Raw genomic sequence first — 16,154 nt, forward strand, 5'->3', positions numbered from 1 at the left:
CACCTTTCGCCATGGCTGTGACACTCACCATCATGGCAGCCGACAGAGGGTCCTCGAGGCGCGTATCTTCGACGGCAGTACTGAACGACGAGACGGGGATGCGATGACGATCAGGGATCGCCTCGAACAGATGGTGGTCGAGCCGCCGATGGTGTTCGGCGAGCCGATCGACACGGCCGACGGCACGACCATCATCACCGTCGCGCGCGGTAGTGGCGTCCTGCGCCACGCCCGTCCGGTCGGATTGTTCGTCGTCCACGAGGGACGTGTGCACTGGACGCCCGCGATGGACACCAATCGCATCGCTCAATTGGGCGAATGGATCGGGCTGCTCGCCGCGGTCATTGCGGCACTGGCGATTCTGCGCCGCCCGCCGTGGCCGGATCTGGGCCGCCGGACCCACTGAGCCCGTAGAGCGCCAGAGTCTCGAATCGCTGCCACGCCTGCGTGGGTGGTGTCGGCGCGCTCGGTTCGATCACCGTGCCGAGCACGCCGATCAACCCACACGACACGAACGCGATCGTGCCCGCGGGCTGCTCGCCGAGGAGCTCACCGACCAGTTCGGTGACGCATTGCTGGTAGGCGCGCACAACGGTGGCGGTCGCTTTCGGCCCGATCAGCGGGCCGTACACCTCGGGATACTGCGCGGCGAGATGGAACATCACACGCAGCGGCAGGAGCGGGGCACCCGGCGTGGTGGTGCGGACGATCTCGCGACGCAGGAATTCGGTGCAGCTCACCAGCAGCAGGTCGTCCTTGTCGCGATAGTGCGCGTAGAACGTGGACCGCCCGACGTCGGCGCGGGCGATGATGTCGCTCACGGTCACCTTGTCGTAGCCGCGCTCGATCATCAGCTCGATCAACGCCTTGTGCAGCGTGTCCCTGGTGCGTCGAACCCGGCGATCAGGGCGCTCGGCCATCGCTTCCTCCTGCACGGTTTCCCCGGATCTGTTCGATAACGGACACCTCGGGCGATTCTGCTCCTGGTGACGCGCGCGGCGGCGTCCGACCATGAACTCATGTCCCGAAATCAGCTTCTCACCCCCATGTTCGTCGACGACGCCGACACCGGCCTCGTCATCGCAGGCCTGCGCCGCTACAACCTGTTCACCTCGGTGTTCTTCCTCGGCAGACACCGTCGTCTGCTCGCCGAACTCGTCACGCGCTCCGGCGCGAACCCGGGTGCTCGCGCACTCGATATCGGTTGCGGTCCCGGCAAGCTCGTCCGTGCGCTCGGCGACGCGGTCGGACCGAGCGGCGCTGCCGTCGGCGTCGATCCCTCGGCCACCGCGGTCGCCGACAACAGCGACAGGGATCGCGCCACGCACCATCGGTACGTGGTCGGCCCGGCGCAGTCGCTGCCCCTACCCGATGCCGAATTCGACGTAGTCACCTGCACTTTCGTCATGCACCACATCCCCGAGTCACACCGTGACGCCGCGATCGCCGAGATGTGGCGGGTATTGCGACCGGGCGGACGACTCCTGCTGGCCGACGCGTCACCGTCACCGCGCATGCGGAAAGTGCTCTCGCTGTTCCTCGGCCGCGGCGGCGATCCGTTGGCCGACGCCGATATCCGCCACTACACCGGCCAGGTCGAGACGGTCGGCTTCACCGATCTCACCTACACCCAGAGCCGTGACCAGACGGGCATCCTGACCGCGGTGAAGCCGGTCGCCCACCACTGATCTCGGCACCGTGTCGGTGCCCTCGGTTAGGGTCGATCTCGACACGATCACCAATCGAGCACGGGGGTGCGGCATGGAGTTCGAGCAGCGCGAAATCGAAGCACGGGAGTTCGCCATCGCGGCACATGGTGATCAGCGCTATGGCGAGCATCCCTACGTCACCCATCTCGCGGCCGTTCGTGGTGTCCTCGACGATTTCGGCTACGGCGGTGAACTCGGCCTCGCGGCCTGGCTCCACGACGTCGTCGAAGACACCCCGGTCACGGCCGAGGACGTCGAATCTCGTTTCGGCCGTGAGGTTCTCGACCTGGTGTGGGCGGTCACCGGCATCGGCCCCGACCGCAAGGCGCGAAACCGGAACGCCTATACCAAGATTGCCGCACACCCGAGGGCCGTGATCCTCAAACTCGCCGACCGCACCGCCAATGCCGAGGCCAGTCCGCTCGCCAGCAGCTGGATGGGCATGTACCGGACCGAGCACCCCACCTTCAAGGCCCACCTCGGCGAACTCCTCGCCGACGACCCCACCGTGGCCCGCATGTGGGAACGTCTCGACCGTCGCCTCGACCCCACTGTGGCCCCGCCCTCCGATCAGTGGGCCGATATCGACCAGCTCGTTGCGGTCGGCGAACACGAGAAGGCCGTCGCGGCAGTTCAAGCGGCCTTCGACTGCAATCCCGGCGAAGCGGAGTTGATCCTCGCCGAGCGCGCCTGAAACGCGTCGCTGACGGCGGTGGGCGGGTGCCGCAATGGTCCGGGCAGGTGTCGACCGCGATTGTGGCCCGCGAAAGCCGAACTCCTACTGGCCCATCGCGTCTGAATCCTGTCGTCGCGTGCGGGGTGGTTCAGCAGCCTGAATCAGGCAGGGGTCCTGGGGTAGTCGGCCGGTCTACAGCGAGTAGCTGACGAGCAGCGGCGGATGCGAGCTCTTCGTCCAGTTGTTCGTGGCCGGTCTTGCCGCCCCCGCCGGGTCCGCCGTCGTCAGCGATGACACGTCGCGCTGACAGGTGGATCCCGTCGACACCGGTCCGGAGCAGTGCCGGGATGTCGCCGACGGCGATTCCGCCACCCGCCATGATCTGGATCCGCCCTGCGGCGTGATCGACCAGTGCGGCGAGTCCGTCGAGGCCCTCGGCGCAGGTGGCTGCCCCGCCGGACGTGAGCACCCTGGTCATGCCCTCGGCGATCAGCGTGTCCAGCGCCGCCTCGCGGTCGCGGATCTGATCCATCCCACGATGAAAGGTCAGCTCTATGTCGTCGACATCGACACCATCGAGAACACGGCGTAGACCCTCGTCATCGACCTGGTGGGCGGGGGTTAGCGCACCGATCACCAGACCGGACGCGCCGGCCGAAACTGCCGCGCGCGCATCAGCGTTCATCACCGCGAGTTCAGCAGCGTCGGAGTACACGAAACCGCCGGCCCGGCACCGGATCAACACGTGAACGGGAACCCCGGTTCCCACCACCGCCTCGATCGTCCCGATGCTCGGCGTCAGCCCACCCGTACCGCCCAGCGCCGCACACAATTCCACCCGATCCGCCCCGGCGCGGCGAGCGCCGAGCGCACCCGCCACGTCCTGCACCGCGAACTCGAGCGCGGTCACGTCAGAACGACTGCCAGGCGGGCTTGTTCGCCAGCGCGTACTTGTAGTAGTCCGCCAATTTCAACTTGCTCGCCGCGGCTTCGTCGATCACCACGGTGACATGACGATGCCACTGCATGACCGAAGCCGGGCAGAATGCCGACAACGGCCCCTCGGCGGCGGCGGCGATCGCATCGGCCTTGCCCGCGCCGAGCGCGATCATCACCAGGTGTCCGGCCTCGCTGATGGTGCCGAGACCCTGGGTGAGCACGTGATGCGGCACATCCTCCGGTCCGTCGAAAAAGCGGGCGTTGTCCTGACGGGTCTGCTCGGTGAGCGTCTTCACTCGCGTGCGCGAGGTCAACGCCGACCCGGGTTCGTTGAACCCGATATGCCCGTCGGTACCGATGCCGAGCAGTTGTACGTCGACCCCACCCGCCGCGGCGATGGCCGCGTCATACCGTCGGCCTTCCCCCGCGACGTCGCCTGCCTCGCCGTTCGGGCTCAGCACCCGGGCGGGATCGAGGTTCACATGGTCGACGAACTCCGACCGGATCACCGAGAAGTACGACTGCGGATGATCTTTCGGCAGCCCCACGTACTCGTCGAGGAGGAAGGCGCTCGCGGTCGTGAAGTCCAGCTCACCCTCGCGATAGCGGCGTGCGAGCTCCTGATAGCTCCCCAGCGGTGACGACCCGGTAGCCAAACCGAGGATCGCGTTGCCGCCTGTCACATAGCCGCCGACGATATCGGCGACCGTGCTCGCCACCTCGTCTTCATCAGCCCGGATCACGATTTCCATCAGATTCCTTCCGTTCCGGCGACGAAAACCCGCCGCGGCCGCAATGACTGGTCGGTGACAAGGATGTCGGCACGTGCGCCGACCGTGAGACTGCCGCGTTCGCCGGCGAGGCCGAGGACGCGAGCAGGGGTGCGTGTCGCGGAGATGACCGCGTCCGACAGCGGTATGCCCGCATCGAGGACGGTCCAGCGCAGCACATCGATGAGTCGTGCCGTGCCGCCCGCGATCGCCCCGGGCGAACCGTCGTAGGTGGCGAGCCGGGCGACACCGTCGTGCACCTGAACATCGAGGGCGCCCAGCCGGTAGTCACCGTCGCTCATCCCTGCCGCCGCCATCGCGTCGGACACCAGCGCGATCTGATCCGGACCGACGGTGTCGAACACCATCACCACCGTCTCGGGTGCCAAATGCACACCGTCCGCGATCAATTCGACCACCATCTCGCCCCGCCCGGCCGCGGCCAGGCAGGCGGCGACGGGTCCGGGGGAGCGGTGGTGCAGTGCGGGCATCCCGTTGAACAGATGGGTAGCGGTGATCGGCCCGCCACGAGCATCGGCGATGCGCGCCGCGGTAGTCGCGGCATCGGCATCGGTGTGCCCGAGGCTCGGCAGCACATCATGACGGCGCATCGCGGCCAGCAGCTCATCGAAGTGCGCGGTCTCGGGCGCCAATGTCATCGACCGCACTGTGGCGCGCGCCGCCGCGTAGATCCGCTCGAACAGCGCGGGGTCGCCGGGAATGATCGCCGCGGGATCCTGTGCCCCACAACGGCTCGCATTGATGAACGGACCCTCGAGATGCACCCCGAGCAACGCCCCGTCCTCGACGAGATCAGCCAGAATCGCCGCCTGCGCGACCAACACGTCCGGTTGGTCCGACACCAGGCTCCCCATCAACCCGGTAGTGCCCTGACCTCGATGATGCGCCGCCGCGACCCGAGCACCCCGCGCATCAGCATTCGGAAAACCGAACCCGGCGCCACCGTGGCAGTGCAGGTCGATCAACCCAGGAAGCACAAGCTCATTACTCGGTGCCGGAAGTTGCTCGGGGTCAAGATGATTCGCTACAGGGCCGACCCAGGTGATCCGATTGTCATCGAATTCGACGATCCCGTCCGCAATCTCACCCTCGTCCGTCCCTACGAGTCGACCGCGCAGAACCCCCATTACAACCAACCCTTCCGGCCACGCCGGTCACCGGAGCGGCTGACAGCTCCCGAGCATCTGAAGGACGCGAAACCGACCACCGGAAATGCACACTCGGTCCGCACGAGATCGGCCGACAGACGGGTGGCCCCCACCGTCTCCGACGACCGACGACGGAAGCCACACCGCGGTCCGACCGACGGCCGGACCCCACACACAACAACCGTTTTCACGACCGCCCGATGATCGCCGCAACAACCTCACGCGCCGCCTGCGGATTCCGCGCCGCACACGCCGCATCCGCCGCGTCCTGGCACCGCTGCATATCCACCGCGGCCAACGCCGCCCGCACAGCGGGCAAAGCGGGCACCGACATCGACAAACTCGTCACCCCGAGCCCCACCAGGACCGGCGCCAACGTCGGATCCGACGCCGCCTCGCCACACACCCCGACCGACTTACCCGCAGCCGCACCGGCAGCACCGACCATCGCGATCAGATCGAGCACCGCCGGCTGCCACGGATCGAGCAGCTGTGCGAGCCCGCCCGCCATCCGGTCGACCGCACACGTGTACTGGCTGAGATCGTTCGTCCCGATGCTCACGAAGTCGAGATGCGCGAGCAGATCGGCGGCGCGCAACGCGGCCGCCGGGATCTCGATCATCGCCCCGACCTTCGTCAGCCCGGATTCCCTTGCCAGCGCGGCGAATCCGGCAGCCTCATCTGCGGTGGCGACCATGGGCGCCATCACCCACAGATCGGCCCCGGTCGCCTCGCCCGCGCGGGCGAGCGCCGTGAGCTGCGTGGTAAGCGTCTCCGGGAACACCGTGCCGATCCGCAGCCCGCGCACACCGAGCGCCGGATTCTCCTCGCTACCGAGATCGAGAAACGGCAGCGGCTTGTCCGACCCGGCATCGAGAGTCCGCACCACCACGCGCCGCCCGGCGAACTGTTCGAGAACCGCAGTGTAGGAAGCGGTCTGCTCGTCCAGCGACGGCGCGGACGCCTTCCCGAGATACATGAACTCGGTGCGGAACAGCCCCACGCCCTCACTGTCGACCAGGCCCGCCTTCGCGGCGTCGTCGACGGTGCCGATATTCACCAGCAGATGCACCGGCGTCCCGTCAGCGGTGTGTCCCGGCCCGCTGGCCGCCGCGATCCGCGCCTTGTCCGCGGCGGCCTGTTCGACAGCGGCCCGCTGATGCTCAGGACTGGGATCGATCACGACCTCGCCGGTCGTGCCGTCGAGCAGCACCGGCACACCCTCGACGAGCCGATCGGTGTCAGGACAGCTCACCACCGCGGGCAAGGCGAGCGACTTCGCGAGAATGGCGGTATGGCTGGTCGGCCCGCCCTCGGTGGTCAGCAACCCGACCACATCACTGTCGCCCAGCATCGCCGTATCGGCAGGTGCGAGATCCCGCGCGACCAGCACGAACGGATACCCCGGCTCCGGAATGCCCGGCATCGGCAGCCCGAGCAGCACCGCGACAGTGCGTCCGCCGATATCGCGCAGATCGGTCGCCCGCTCCGCCATGTACCCGCCGAGCGCTTCCAGCTTCGCGCAGAATCCCTCGAACGCCAGGTGCACCGCGTGCGCCGTCGGCATTCCGGCCTCGAGTTCCTTCTGCGTGGCGGCGACGATGCCGGGATCACGGGCCATCGTCGCCGACATCGAAAGAATCTCCGCCGCAACACCGGTCACCCGCGTGGCCCGCGCGGCCATCTCGTCGGATACGACGCCGAGCGCGTCCTCGACCCGTGCCAGCTCCTCAGTGGGTGAGCCGCCGACAGGATCGTGCGCCGAGGTCTCGAACTGCGCTCCGAACCGCAACCACGGCGCGCACACCACGCCCGGACTCACGCCGAGCCCACGGATCACCTGCTCCGACATCAGGCCGCGTCCAGGTCGGAGGCGATGAGTTCGGCCAACTGGTCCAAGACCTCGTCGGCACCCTCGGCGTGCAGGGTCACCTCGGCCCCGTGGTCGGCGCCCAGTGTCATCACCGCGAGCACGCTGGCCGCGTCGACCGGCTCGCCACCTCCCATCGAAATCCGCACCGGCACCCCCGCGGCCTGCACGGCCCTGGTGAATTTCGCGGCGGGCCGCGCGTGCAGCCCCACTTCGGATCCGACGATGACGGTGCGGGTGCTCATGGCCTCACTCACCTTCCAGTTTCTTGTCCAACTTCGATTCGACTTCGGCGACCGATGGCGCATCGGTTCGAGTATCGCCCGTGGCGGTCAGCGCGGCCTGCGCCTCGACCGCGGCCGTGTCGGGCACGCCGGCCTCGACGTCGGTTTCCGATTCGCGACCGGGGGTCCGCAGGTTCCACTTCTTGATCACGAAGCTGAACAGCGTGTAGTAGATCACCGCGTAGCCGAGCCCGATCGGGATCAGCAGCCACGCGTCGGTCGCCTTGCCGAAGTTCAGCAGGTAGTCGATCGCGCCGGCGGAGAACGTGAATCCGTCATGGATGCCGAGCGCGTTCACCAGCGCCATCGACGTGCCCGTCAAGACCGCGTGCACCACATACAGTGGCCACGCCACGAACATGAACGAGAACTCCAGCGGCTCGGTGATGCCGGTGACGAACGCGGTCAGACCGGTCGACAGCATGATCCCGCCCACCAGCTTCTTCTGCGACGGCCGCGCATTGCGCCAAATGGCAAGCGCGGCAGCGGGAAGCGCGAACATCATGATCGGGAAGAAGCCCGTCATGAACGTGCCCGCGGTCGGATCACCGGCGAAGAAGCGGTTGAGGTCGCCGCGCACGACCTGGCCGGAGGCGTCGTTGTAATCGCCGACGAGGAACCAGACCGTGGAGTTCAGGATGTGGTGCAGACCGGTCGGGATGAGCAGGCGGTTGGCCGTGCCGTAGATGCCGCCACCGACGACCGCGTTGTCCGCGACGGCCTCACCCACCCAGGTGAGCGCGGAGTTGAACGCCGGGTACAGAAACGCCATGCCGACGCCGACGATCAGGCCGGTGAACGCGGTCAGGATCGGGACCAGCCGCCTGCCGTTGAAGAAGCCGAGGAAATCGGGCAGCTTCGTGCGATAGAACCGCTGCCACAGGATCGCCGACAGCAGACCCATCACGATGCCGGCGAGGACGCCGTAGTTGATCAGCGCCTGCGCGCCCTTCGGGTCGGTCTTTCCCGCGAGCACGATCGGTGACATCGCCTCGAAGACACCGTTGATCACCATGTAACCGACCACCGCGGCCAGCGCCGTCGACCCGTCGGACTTCTTGGCCCAGCCGATCGCGATACCGACGGCGAAGATCAGCGGCAGCCAGGTGAACACGGCCTGCCCGGCCGCCGAGATGACCGAGGCGGTGCTTTCCAGCGCGGAGAACCGGCCGAGGAGATCGTCCTGGCCGATGCGCAGCAGGATGCCCGCCGCGGGGAGCACCGCGATCGGCAGCATGAGGCTGCGACCGAGGCGCTGCAATCCCGCGAACACCTTCGATTCTTGTTTGGGTGTGTCGGTAACGGCAGTCATGTCGACCTTCTTCGTGCCGGCTTCCCGGCGGTCTCGGCGAGGGAGGAGCGGCTTGCCTGCCGATCCGGGTTAACTGTTGTGAACCGGTGTACCTGACGGGTACTGTCCGGTCATAACCAGTTGCCAGTTTGACCAGGTGGAGGTCGGATGTCAACCGCCGAATATGACGTGGCGCACATTCGAGGCTCCCATACTGGTACCGGCAACCACCGTGGAAAGGGAGAACACATGTCCAAAGCGGAAGCGATCGTTGCGGGCCTCGGCGGCGCCGACAACATCGTCGAGATCGAGGCCTGTATCACCCGGTTGCGCACCGAGGTGAAGGACGGAAGCAAGGTCGACGAGGCCGCGCTCAAGGCCGCGGGCGCCCACGGTGTGCTCAAGTCGGGCTCGGTCGTGCAGGTCGTGGTCGGTCCCGAAGCCGACACCTTGGCCGACGACATCGAGGACATCCTGTGAGCATCCCGGTCCTCGCCCCGCTCCCCGGCACCGTCGTTGCCCTGTCCGAGGTCCCCGATCAGGTCTTCGCCGAACAGATCGTCGGCTCCGGCGTCGCCCTCGACCCCGACCGCACCCGCGGCCCCCTGATGGTGACGGCCCCCATCGCAGGCAAGATCCTCAAACTCCACCCCCACGCCTTCGTCATCCTCGGCCAGGGCCTCGGCGTCCTGGTCCACCTGGGCATCGACACGGTGAAACTCAAAGGCGAAGGCTTCGAACTCCTGGCCACCGAAGGCGACACGGTAGAAGCAGGCGCCCCCATCGTCACCTTCGACCCGACGAAAACCGCCGCCACCGGCTACTCGATCATCTGCCCTGTCGTAGTCATGGACTCTGCGAAGAACTCCGTCTACGCCGACACCATCGGTGCCACTGTGGAATCCGGCGTCCTCCTGTTCGATTCGCCGTAGGGCGCGCGGCTGTACACCGGCGAATCAGCGGGCTTCACACCCCAATCCGTTACCGTCGCGGTCGAGGTCGTACTCATCGGGCCCGATCACGCGAACGGGCCCCGTGTAGACCGGCCCATCGCCGGCACCCTCGCAGTCCACGTCGCTGACGATCGGGAGGCAAGGCTCATAGGATGAGTGACAGTCGCGACCCGGTGCTGTACGGAGCTGGCTCGATTCGCTGTTGTGAAGTACGTCGGTGATCGGTTCAGCGGTGGCTGACGGCGACATCGCGATGGCGATAGCTACGGCAGCGCAACCGGCTGATCCGAGTAATTGCACTGTTCTCATCACTGATCCGATCTTTAGAAGCTCATCGACCATTGTCTCGCTAACATCCCGCAACGGATAGGTCGGAGATCGAATCGTTGGGCGGGTGAACCGTTGGTCTCGGCGGCGCGTAGTCCGTACCAGCGGGTCGATGCCGATTCGTGTCGCATCACCAGGAGGACGACCGGTGAGTGGAGCGGATCAGACCAGTGAGCAGTTCGCCGACCGGTTGTTCGGGGCCGCGCTCGGGGCGATCGACATTCTCGCGGTGCATCTCGGAGATCGGCTCGGCTGGTATCGGGCGTTGGCCGAGGGTGGTTCCGGATGCGGGTGAGTTGATCGCGCGGGCGGGTGGGGATCGCCGGTATGCGCAGGAGTGGCTCGAGCAGCAGGCGGCGACCGAGATTCTGACGGTGACCGCGGACGGGCGGTTCGCGCTGCCCGTCGGCGCCGCGGAAGTTCTCACCGACCCGGTCAGTCTCAATTACCTTGCGCCACTTGCTCGTATGCTGGCGGGCGCCGCCGCCCAGATGCCCGCGCTCGTGCGCGCTTATCGCGACGGCGGTGGCGTCGGCTGGTCCGAAAACGGTGCCGACATGCGCGAATCCCAGTCGGACATGAACCGGCCCTGGTTCGAACAACGTCTCGCTACCGACCTGGCTGGGGTGCCCGACATCCACGCGCTGCTTTCGCGCCGAATGCCAAGGCGGCCGACATCGGCTCCGGCGGCGGCTGGTCCGCGAGCGCCCTTGCCTACCCCGAGCTAGCGGTCGACGGCTACGACATCGACGAACCCTCGGTGCGGATGGCCACCGACAACGCCGCCGAGCTCGGCAACCGCGTCCGCTTCCACCACGCCGACGCCGCCACCGACCTCCCCGGATCCACCTACGACGCGCTGTTCGCCTTCGAATGCCTGCACGACATGCCGCACCCCGTCGAGGTGCTGACCTCGATGCGCAAAGCCCTGCGTCCGGGAGGGGCGGTGATCATCATGGATGAGGCCGTCGCCCCGGAATTCACCGCACCCGCGAGCGATATCGACCGCCTGATGTACGGGTTCAGCCTGCTGGTCTGTCTGCCCGACGGCATGGCGCATCCCGGCTCGGCAGGCACCGGCACAGTCATGCGCTCGGCGACGCTGGGGGAGTATGCAGAGAAGGCCGGTTTCACCGCCGTGGACGTGCTCCCGATCGAGGACTTCGGATTCTGGCGCTTCTACCGGCTCACGGTCTGATCGACCAACTGCTCGGTCTCTACCGTCCAGCGCCTGGCGAGGTCGTCGAAATACCGCTGGCTGCTCCACAATCGGTAGTTGCCGATCACGTAGACCCGCCGCCGTGCCCGCGACACCGCCGTATTGAGCACATTCGGATTCGTCGCCGCCCACCGTCGCGATCCACCCGCCGCAGGCGAGGTCCCCAGGATCAGCACCACGACCTCGGCCGAACTGCCGTGCATCGCGTGGACAGTACTCACCTGCCGCTGCGCGAACTCCGCACCGAGCACCTCACGCGCGACCTCCTGCGCGCCACCGGCGACGTCACGGAACGGGCTGACCACCCGGATATCGGCCGCGGCCACCCCGTCCTCGGTCAACCGCGCGAGCAGCGCGGCGAGCGCTTCACCCTCACCGGGAATCCAATTACCTTCGGCCCGTACGGATCTGACATCGATCCACCGATCGTGCCCGGGGAATTCCGGCCGATCCGGGGTGGCGAACACCAGCAGATCATCGCCATAGGCAATGTGATGGGTGAGTTCGAAAATCGGCCGATCGCTGCGCCGATGGACCCGCAACGGCGCACCGACCCACACCGGCGCGACCGAATCCGAGGGCATCAGCCACGTCCCGAACCGCGCCCCACGATCAGCCGCCTGGCGCACCGACGCCTGATCCGGCATCCACTCCGCATCGAGTCCGTACTGCTGCACCAATGCTTCCTGCGCCGAAGTGGGCAGCACGCCAACAGGTCCCAGCTGACGATGATCACCGACGATCACCGCACGCCGAGCCCGCCACAACCCACCGGCCACCGACTGCGGCGCAGCCTGCCCGGCATCGTCGACGAACAACCATCCGAGCGCCTCGGGACCGAGCCCGGCGAACAGTCGAGGCAGCGCGGTGAAGGTCGTCGTGATCATCGGCACCGCGAAGAACAGCGTCTGCCACGCCGCCGCGACGGTTTCCGGTTTCGGCGCGACCGCGAGCTCACCACGGATCAACGCGATGGCGACGATCAGATTGTCGCGAATCCGGGGCGCCGCGTTGAGCAGGAACGCGCGATGCAACTTCAACGCCGACAGGAACAACTCGCGCCGCGCGCTCGCGTACTGTTCGTCCGCCCAGGGATTGCACAGCTGGAACTGCTCGTCGTCACCCGCGACATCACCGAACGGGATCGTGCGCGCCCAGTTCTCGCGCCCACGCTCGATGATGGCCAGCGCCGCCGCCCGCCGCTCCGTCAACTCGACGTGCTCGCGAATGAGCGTGCGTCCGTTCTCGGCCGCCCCCGCCCACTGTTCACGCGTGTATTCGACCTCGGTCTGACGTCGCCGCATCTCCGCCTCGGCGATATGTCGTTCGCGCAGCAACTCATTGCTGCGCGCACTCCACCGCCGCCCCGCTCGGAAACCCGTCGACAGCGATGCCACGAACCCGGGCTTGCGCCCACCGTGCTCGGTGAGGAGCTTGCCTGCCCGATGATGGGCGGCTTGCGCGGCCCGTAGATGTTCGGTCGCCAGTTGATGACGCTCCCGCCAATGCGCGTGTGCGTCATCGGCATTGGTGATCTCGGCCGCCGTCGACTGCAAACCCGCGTTCATCGTGGGCAAGTCGGCAACCGCATCGGCGACGTTCTGCCGGTCTTGCGCGAGCCTGCGCACCTCGGCCCTACGAGTGGTGAAGTCGCGCACCGCGGTCGACCAATCCGGAATCGAATCCGGGTCGGCCTCGGCCTGTTTGAGGATGTCGAGCATCCCACCGTTGGGTGCCCCGGTCTTCCGCTCGGCGGCGAACCGATCCCCGAACCAGAACTGTTCGGCGAATGTTCGTCGCGTTCCGCCCAGTGCCGCGGCGACCAATCCCCACGCGGGTGCACCGCCGACGAGTTCGGCCAGGTCGGTGAAGTGATTGAGCTCGCCGTCGATCGCGCCACGATGCTGGACCTCGGCGACCACATCGGCCGCGGTGGCGTCGCTGCCCGTCGCGAGCACCACTTCGAACCCGGTCACGCTGTTCGCCAACCGGTGCGCGCCCACCGTGTAGTTCTTCGCCACCTGGACCTGCTCGGTGACCCCCGCGAACACCGCCATCGGATCATCGAATGCCGCCAGCTGCGCGGCACGCTCGACCAGAATCCCGGCCAGCAGGTCTCGCAGCATCGTCGTCGTCCCGGTGCCGGGAGCGCCGTGCACGGCGAAAATCCCGGCACCATCACGTAATTCGGACAGCGCGCGGTCGACCGCGAACTGCTGACCCGACACCAGCGGGTCACCCGGCCAGCGACCGTCCGGAACGAGCTGGGGGAGTAGTCCTTCGACCACTGCGTCCTGTCGTCGACGCACATCGATGCGGTCGTCGACGGCCAGCCCTTCCGCCGCCATGAGGTAGCTCCGCAGCGCCGCGCCGATATCGCCGCGTTCCACCGCCTTCGCGAGTTCGGCCAGATCGGGACCCAGCCCGCTGTTCAGCCGATCCTCGGCGGCATCGCTGTCGGCGTCACGCGCCGCGACCTGGACGCACGCCACCCGCACGCCACCGGCCCGCAATTCCGATCGAATACCCAGCGCGGCACACAGTTCACCGGTGAATATTTGCAGGTCGCGCCCAGTCAACCGGGGTGCCTCGCCGATGTCGTCGTCGTCGGCGGCGGCGGTGGCGAACCGTTCGGCGAAGGCCAACGCCGACATCCCGGCGAGCCCGGGCGAGATGACTCCATCCGCCCCCGCCGCCATCACCGAAGCCGCCACACCACGGCCTGCCACATCCAGCGCACGCCACCGCGGCGCCGGACCCATCTGTTCGTTGTCGGACTGGGCGTCTCGCGTGAGCGTGTCGAGCGCGGCAGTGAATGCCGCCGAGTCGTGGTCGAACCCGTCGGCCCAGCCGATATCGTGGGGCCCCGGCGCTCGCAACCGATTCACGGCCCACGCCAACCCCGACAGGGTCGCCGAGCCCCCGACAACCACCCCGCTGTCGGTCAGCGTCACCGCGAAAGCCGCTGTGGTCCCGGCCCGTCGGGCGTCGGCCTCGAGCTGATCCTCGCCGAAAGTTCGCACCAGCGATTCCCGCGCGCGCCCCAGCTGGAACAACCCGCCGTACACGACGAACTGCCACACCCGCCCGGTTTTCAACGGGGGCAGGGCGGCAAGGTTTTCCCACGGCGCGCGTTCATCCGCCCCGAGATCGACCACCAGTCCGTCGGTCTCGGCGTCCGGTACAAGTTGTGGACCGAACAACTCCACGGTCTGCCAGAAACGCACGAGCCGCGCCGCGTGCTCGGAACCGCCCACGATGCACCCCAATCCGGTCGGCGATCATTGCAGACAACCCCGATCACGGTACGCGATCAGGATTCCGCTGGCACGTCACCCCGACGGTCGCGTCGGCCGTGGCGAGACCATCGGCGCTGGTCCTACCGTCGCGGCAAGCACCCCGCCGCCCGCAGCACGGTGATGTCGATGACGATGTTCTCCTTCGGTTCCGATTCCGCCACAGCAGAACCCGCCCCAACAACCGTCCCGGCTATCACGGCCACCGTGATCCCAGCTGCCTTGACGATTCCCGTCCGTTCTCCTCGACCAGCGCCGTCCACACCGACGAACAAGGCTGACCGCCCTGAGCGCCCGGAAGCTTCTACCGCCCGTTCGGAAAACCCTTTGACCCGTGTACCTTCGGCCGCGCACGCTGGAATAATGGACGACTTAGCCCACGCCGCAGACCTGTTCGTGCTCGGTGAGCTCAACGGTGCGGACCTGTCCATGGCCGCTGCCGAGGCACTCGCGCGTGGATTCGAGAGTCCGGCATTGGTCGAGCTCGCCTGTCTTCATCGAACGGATTGCGGTGGAGCCCCCGAACTCTTCCGCACCGCCATGGCCGAACTGGACGTCGTGACCGACTGGCGGGCGAGGGAAGTAGATGTCCGGCTCCGGCTGGCCCGAGATCACGCGACAGCTCTGCTGGCCGAGGAGGGCGCGTCGGCCTCCCACCTGGGTGGGATCACAGTGCAACTACGGGAGCTCGCCGGATACCCCGATCCGCCCGCACCGGAACTGGAAGACCTCGCCAGAGAGTTCGAGGTGCTGTCCGAGTACCTGGAATTCGTCGACCCCGCGACGATCCGAGAACAGATTCGACAGGGGTGCCGCAACCTCCTGGCGGGCCCGCCCTACGCACTGGTGAACGTGCACCTAGTCACTGCGCCTCCCGAGCGGCGGTCGGCACGGCCCGCAAGATGGCGCAGGTTCGTTGCCTCTCTGCGGTCCAAGCGCGCGATCAGCGCAGAATCATCTCCGCCACGGCCTTCGGTGCTGCAAGCCATTCACGAACGTTGTTGCGTACCTCGGTGATCTGCCTGCACTCGCAATAGGCCACCACCCCGTCGGCCTCGATCCCCGCTGCCCGGCACAGCGCCACCGCACGGGGGAGATGCTGATACTGACTCACGATGATCGCCCGATCGATGCCGAACATCGACCTAGCGCGCTCACAGGTCTCCCGTGTGGAGAGCCCCGCACGATCCGACCGGACAATGGCCGGATCGATACCGTGGTCGAGTAGATAGCGCGTCATCGACGCGATCTCGTCGCCCGACGTGCCGCCGGCATCCCCGGACAGCAGAATCTCCTCGGCCTTGCCCGCCTCGACCAACTCGATCGCCACATCGAGACGTCCCCGTAGATAGGCCATCGGAGTTCCGTCCGGCGCGACCTTGGCACCCGGGATGATCACGACAGGTGCACCGGTCGCGGCTGCCACATCACTTCTATGGCCGGACGACAAAGTCCACATAGCGATGTTCGCCCCAGCCGTCACTAACACGAGGCCACCCGCCACGACAAGTCCGGCCTTCGCGATGCGACGCAACCGCCGACGCGTCCCGCTATGTTCCTCCGCCATGCGCACTTTCATACATGAACACTGCGAAAATATCCCCTGACTAGGGGATTTGACATTGCAATTGTCGGCACGTAACTTTATTCC

Annotated in this window: 15 protein-coding genes and 1 pseudogene; 7 read left to right on the forward strand and 9 right to left on the reverse strand. The window is 67.1% G+C overall.

The window, feature by feature from the left end:
* Positions 1-103: 103 nt before the first annotated feature.
* Positions 104-406, forward strand: coding sequence for a hypothetical protein (locus tag NS1_RS35215; RefSeq protein WP_062991588.1), 303 nt, complete (start codon positions 104-106; stop codon positions 404-406).
* Here the strand turns inward: NS1_RS35215 and NS1_RS35220 are convergent.
* Positions 342-920 carry a TetR/AcrR family transcriptional regulator gene (locus tag NS1_RS35220; protein ID WP_062991625.1) on the reverse strand — a complete coding sequence of 193 codons (579 nt, stop codon included), beginning with the start codon at positions 918-920 and terminating at the stop codon, positions 342-344. The genes NS1_RS35215 and NS1_RS35220 overlap by 65 nt on opposite strands.
* A 99-nt stretch (positions 921-1,019) precedes the next feature.
* Between NS1_RS35220 and NS1_RS35225 the strand changes: the two genes are divergently transcribed.
* A complete protein-coding gene (locus tag NS1_RS35225) occupies positions 1,020-1,688 on the forward strand; it encodes a class I SAM-dependent methyltransferase (RefSeq protein WP_255284815.1) in 669 nt (222 codons plus the stop codon).
* Positions 1,689-1,761: 73 nt separating this feature from the next.
* A complete protein-coding gene (locus NS1_RS35230) occupies positions 1,762-2,403 on the forward strand; it encodes an HD domain-containing protein (RefSeq protein WP_062991590.1) in 642 nt (213 codons plus the stop codon).
* A gap of 130 nt (positions 2,404-2,533) precedes the next feature.
* Here the strand turns inward: NS1_RS35230 and NS1_RS35235 are convergent, their stop codons facing one another.
* From NS1_RS35235 to NS1_RS35260, 6 genes are all read right to left on the reverse strand, one after another.
* Positions 2,534-3,295 (reverse strand): copper homeostasis protein CutC, encoded by a 762-nt coding sequence (locus NS1_RS35235; RefSeq protein WP_062991593.1) that lies wholly within the window; start codon positions 3,293-3,295, stop codon positions 2,534-2,536.
* Between the two features lies 1 nt (position 3,296).
* On the reverse strand, positions 3,297-4,076 hold the full coding sequence (nagB, locus tag NS1_RS35240; RefSeq protein ID WP_062991595.1) for a glucosamine-6-phosphate deaminase: 780 nt from the start codon (positions 4,074-4,076) through the stop codon (positions 3,297-3,299).
* Positions 4,076-5,242 (reverse strand): N-acetylglucosamine-6-phosphate deacetylase, encoded by a 1,167-nt coding sequence (locus NS1_RS35245; protein WP_062991597.1) that lies wholly within the window; start codon positions 5,240-5,242, stop codon positions 4,076-4,078. The genes nagB and NS1_RS35245 overlap by 1 nt, the downstream gene beginning before the upstream one ends.
* A gap of 208 nt (positions 5,243-5,450) precedes the next feature.
* A complete protein-coding gene (gene ptsP / locus NS1_RS35250; protein WP_062991599.1) occupies positions 5,451-7,115 on the reverse strand; it encodes a phosphoenolpyruvate--protein phosphotransferase in 1,665 nt (554 codons plus the stop codon).
* Positions 7,115-7,378 carry an HPr family phosphocarrier protein gene (locus tag NS1_RS35255; RefSeq protein WP_062991601.1) on the reverse strand — a complete coding sequence of 88 codons (264 nt, stop codon included), beginning with the start codon at positions 7,376-7,378 and terminating at the stop codon, positions 7,115-7,117. The genes ptsP and NS1_RS35255 overlap by 1 nt, the downstream gene beginning before the upstream one ends.
* A 4-nt stretch (positions 7,379-7,382) precedes the next feature.
* Positions 7,383-8,729 (reverse strand): PTS transporter subunit EIIC, encoded by a 1,347-nt coding sequence (locus NS1_RS35260; protein WP_062991603.1) that lies wholly within the window; start codon positions 8,727-8,729, stop codon positions 7,383-7,385.
* 228 nt (positions 8,730-8,957) lie between these two features.
* On the opposite strand from NS1_RS35260, the gene NS1_RS35265 reads away from it, so the two are divergent.
* The 3 genes and pseudogenes from NS1_RS35265 to NS1_RS35275 all read left to right on the forward strand — a co-directional run bounded on the left by NS1_RS35265 (position 8,958) and on the right by NS1_RS35275 (position 11,186).
* Positions 8,958-9,188 (forward strand): PTS sugar transporter subunit IIB, encoded by a 231-nt coding sequence (locus NS1_RS35265; protein WP_056821036.1) that lies wholly within the window; start codon positions 8,958-8,960, stop codon positions 9,186-9,188.
* Positions 9,185-9,640, forward strand: coding sequence for a PTS sugar transporter subunit IIA (locus tag NS1_RS35270; RefSeq protein ID WP_062991605.1), 456 nt, complete (start codon positions 9,185-9,187; stop codon positions 9,638-9,640). Before NS1_RS35265 ends, NS1_RS35270 begins: the two co-directional genes overlap by 4 nt.
* A gap of 496 nt (positions 9,641-10,136) precedes the next feature.
* Positions 10,137-11,186, forward strand: a pseudogene (locus tag NS1_RS35275) (class I SAM-dependent methyltransferase).
* Here NS1_RS35275 and NS1_RS35280 read toward each other — a convergent pair.
* Positions 11,168-14,464 carry a DEAD/DEAH box helicase gene (locus tag NS1_RS35280; protein WP_062991607.1) on the reverse strand — a complete coding sequence of 1,099 codons (3,297 nt, stop codon included), beginning with the start codon at positions 14,462-14,464 and terminating at the stop codon, positions 11,168-11,170. The pseudogene NS1_RS35275 and the gene NS1_RS35280 overlap by 19 nt on opposite strands.
* A gap of 402 nt (positions 14,465-14,866) precedes the next feature.
* Here NS1_RS35280 and NS1_RS40575 point away from each other — a divergent pair, with 402 nt between their 5' ends.
* Entirely contained in the window at positions 14,867-15,520 is a 654-nt protein-coding gene (locus NS1_RS40575; protein ID WP_157125572.1) for a hypothetical protein, read from the forward strand.
* Here NS1_RS40575 and NS1_RS35295 read toward each other — a convergent pair.
* The coding region (locus tag NS1_RS35295; RefSeq protein ID WP_307620461.1) for a SanA/YdcF family protein at positions 15,447-16,154 on the reverse strand (708 nt) is incomplete at its 5' end. The two genes, NS1_RS40575 and NS1_RS35295, sit on opposite strands and share 74 nt — an antisense overlap.

Origin of the sequence: Nocardia salmonicida NBRC 13393 (assembly GCF_001613085.1) — a bacterium.
Classification (GTDB): Bacteria; Actinomycetota; Actinomycetes; order Mycobacteriales; family Mycobacteriaceae; genus Nocardia; species Nocardia salmonicida.

Bases quoted from the DNA above. Each gene is read 5' to 3' on its own strand.
- nagB (WP_062991595.1), bottom strand. From the start codon at position 4,076: ATGGAAATCGTGATCCGGGCTGATGAAGACGAGGTGGCGAGCACGGTC.
- NS1_RS35230 (WP_062991590.1), top strand. From the start codon at position 1,762: ATGGAGTTCGAGCAGCGCGAAATCGAAGCACGGGAGTTCGCCATCGCG.
- NS1_RS35260 (WP_062991603.1), bottom strand. From the start codon at position 8,729: ATGACTGCCGTTACCGACACACCCAAACAAGAATCGAAGGTGTTCGCG.
- NS1_RS35215 (WP_062991588.1), top strand. From the start codon at position 104: ATGACGATCAGGGATCGCCTCGAACAGATGGTGGTCGAGCCGCCGATG.
- NS1_RS35265 (WP_056821036.1), top strand. From the start codon at position 8,958: ATGTCCAAAGCGGAAGCGATCGTTGCGGGCCTCGGCGGCGCCGACAAC.
- NS1_RS35220 (WP_062991625.1), bottom strand. From the start codon at position 920: ATGGCCGAGCGCCCTGATCGCCGGGTTCGACGCACCAGGGACACGCTG.
- NS1_RS35225 (WP_255284815.1), top strand. From the start codon at position 1,020: ATGTCCCGAAATCAGCTTCTCACCCCCATGTTCGTCGACGACGCCGAC.
- ptsP (WP_062991599.1), bottom strand. From the start codon at position 7,115: ATGTCGGAGCAGGTGATCCGTGGGCTCGGCGTGAGTCCGGGCGTGGTG.
- NS1_RS35245 (WP_062991597.1), bottom strand. From the start codon at position 5,242: ATGGGGGTTCTGCGCGGTCGACTCGTAGGGACGGACGAGGGTGAGATT.
- NS1_RS40575 (WP_157125572.1), top strand. From the start codon at position 14,867: ATGGACGACTTAGCCCACGCCGCAGACCTGTTCGTGCTCGGTGAGCTC.
- NS1_RS35255 (WP_062991601.1), bottom strand. From the start codon at position 7,378: ATGAGCACCCGCACCGTCATCGTCGGATCCGAAGTGGGGCTGCACGCG.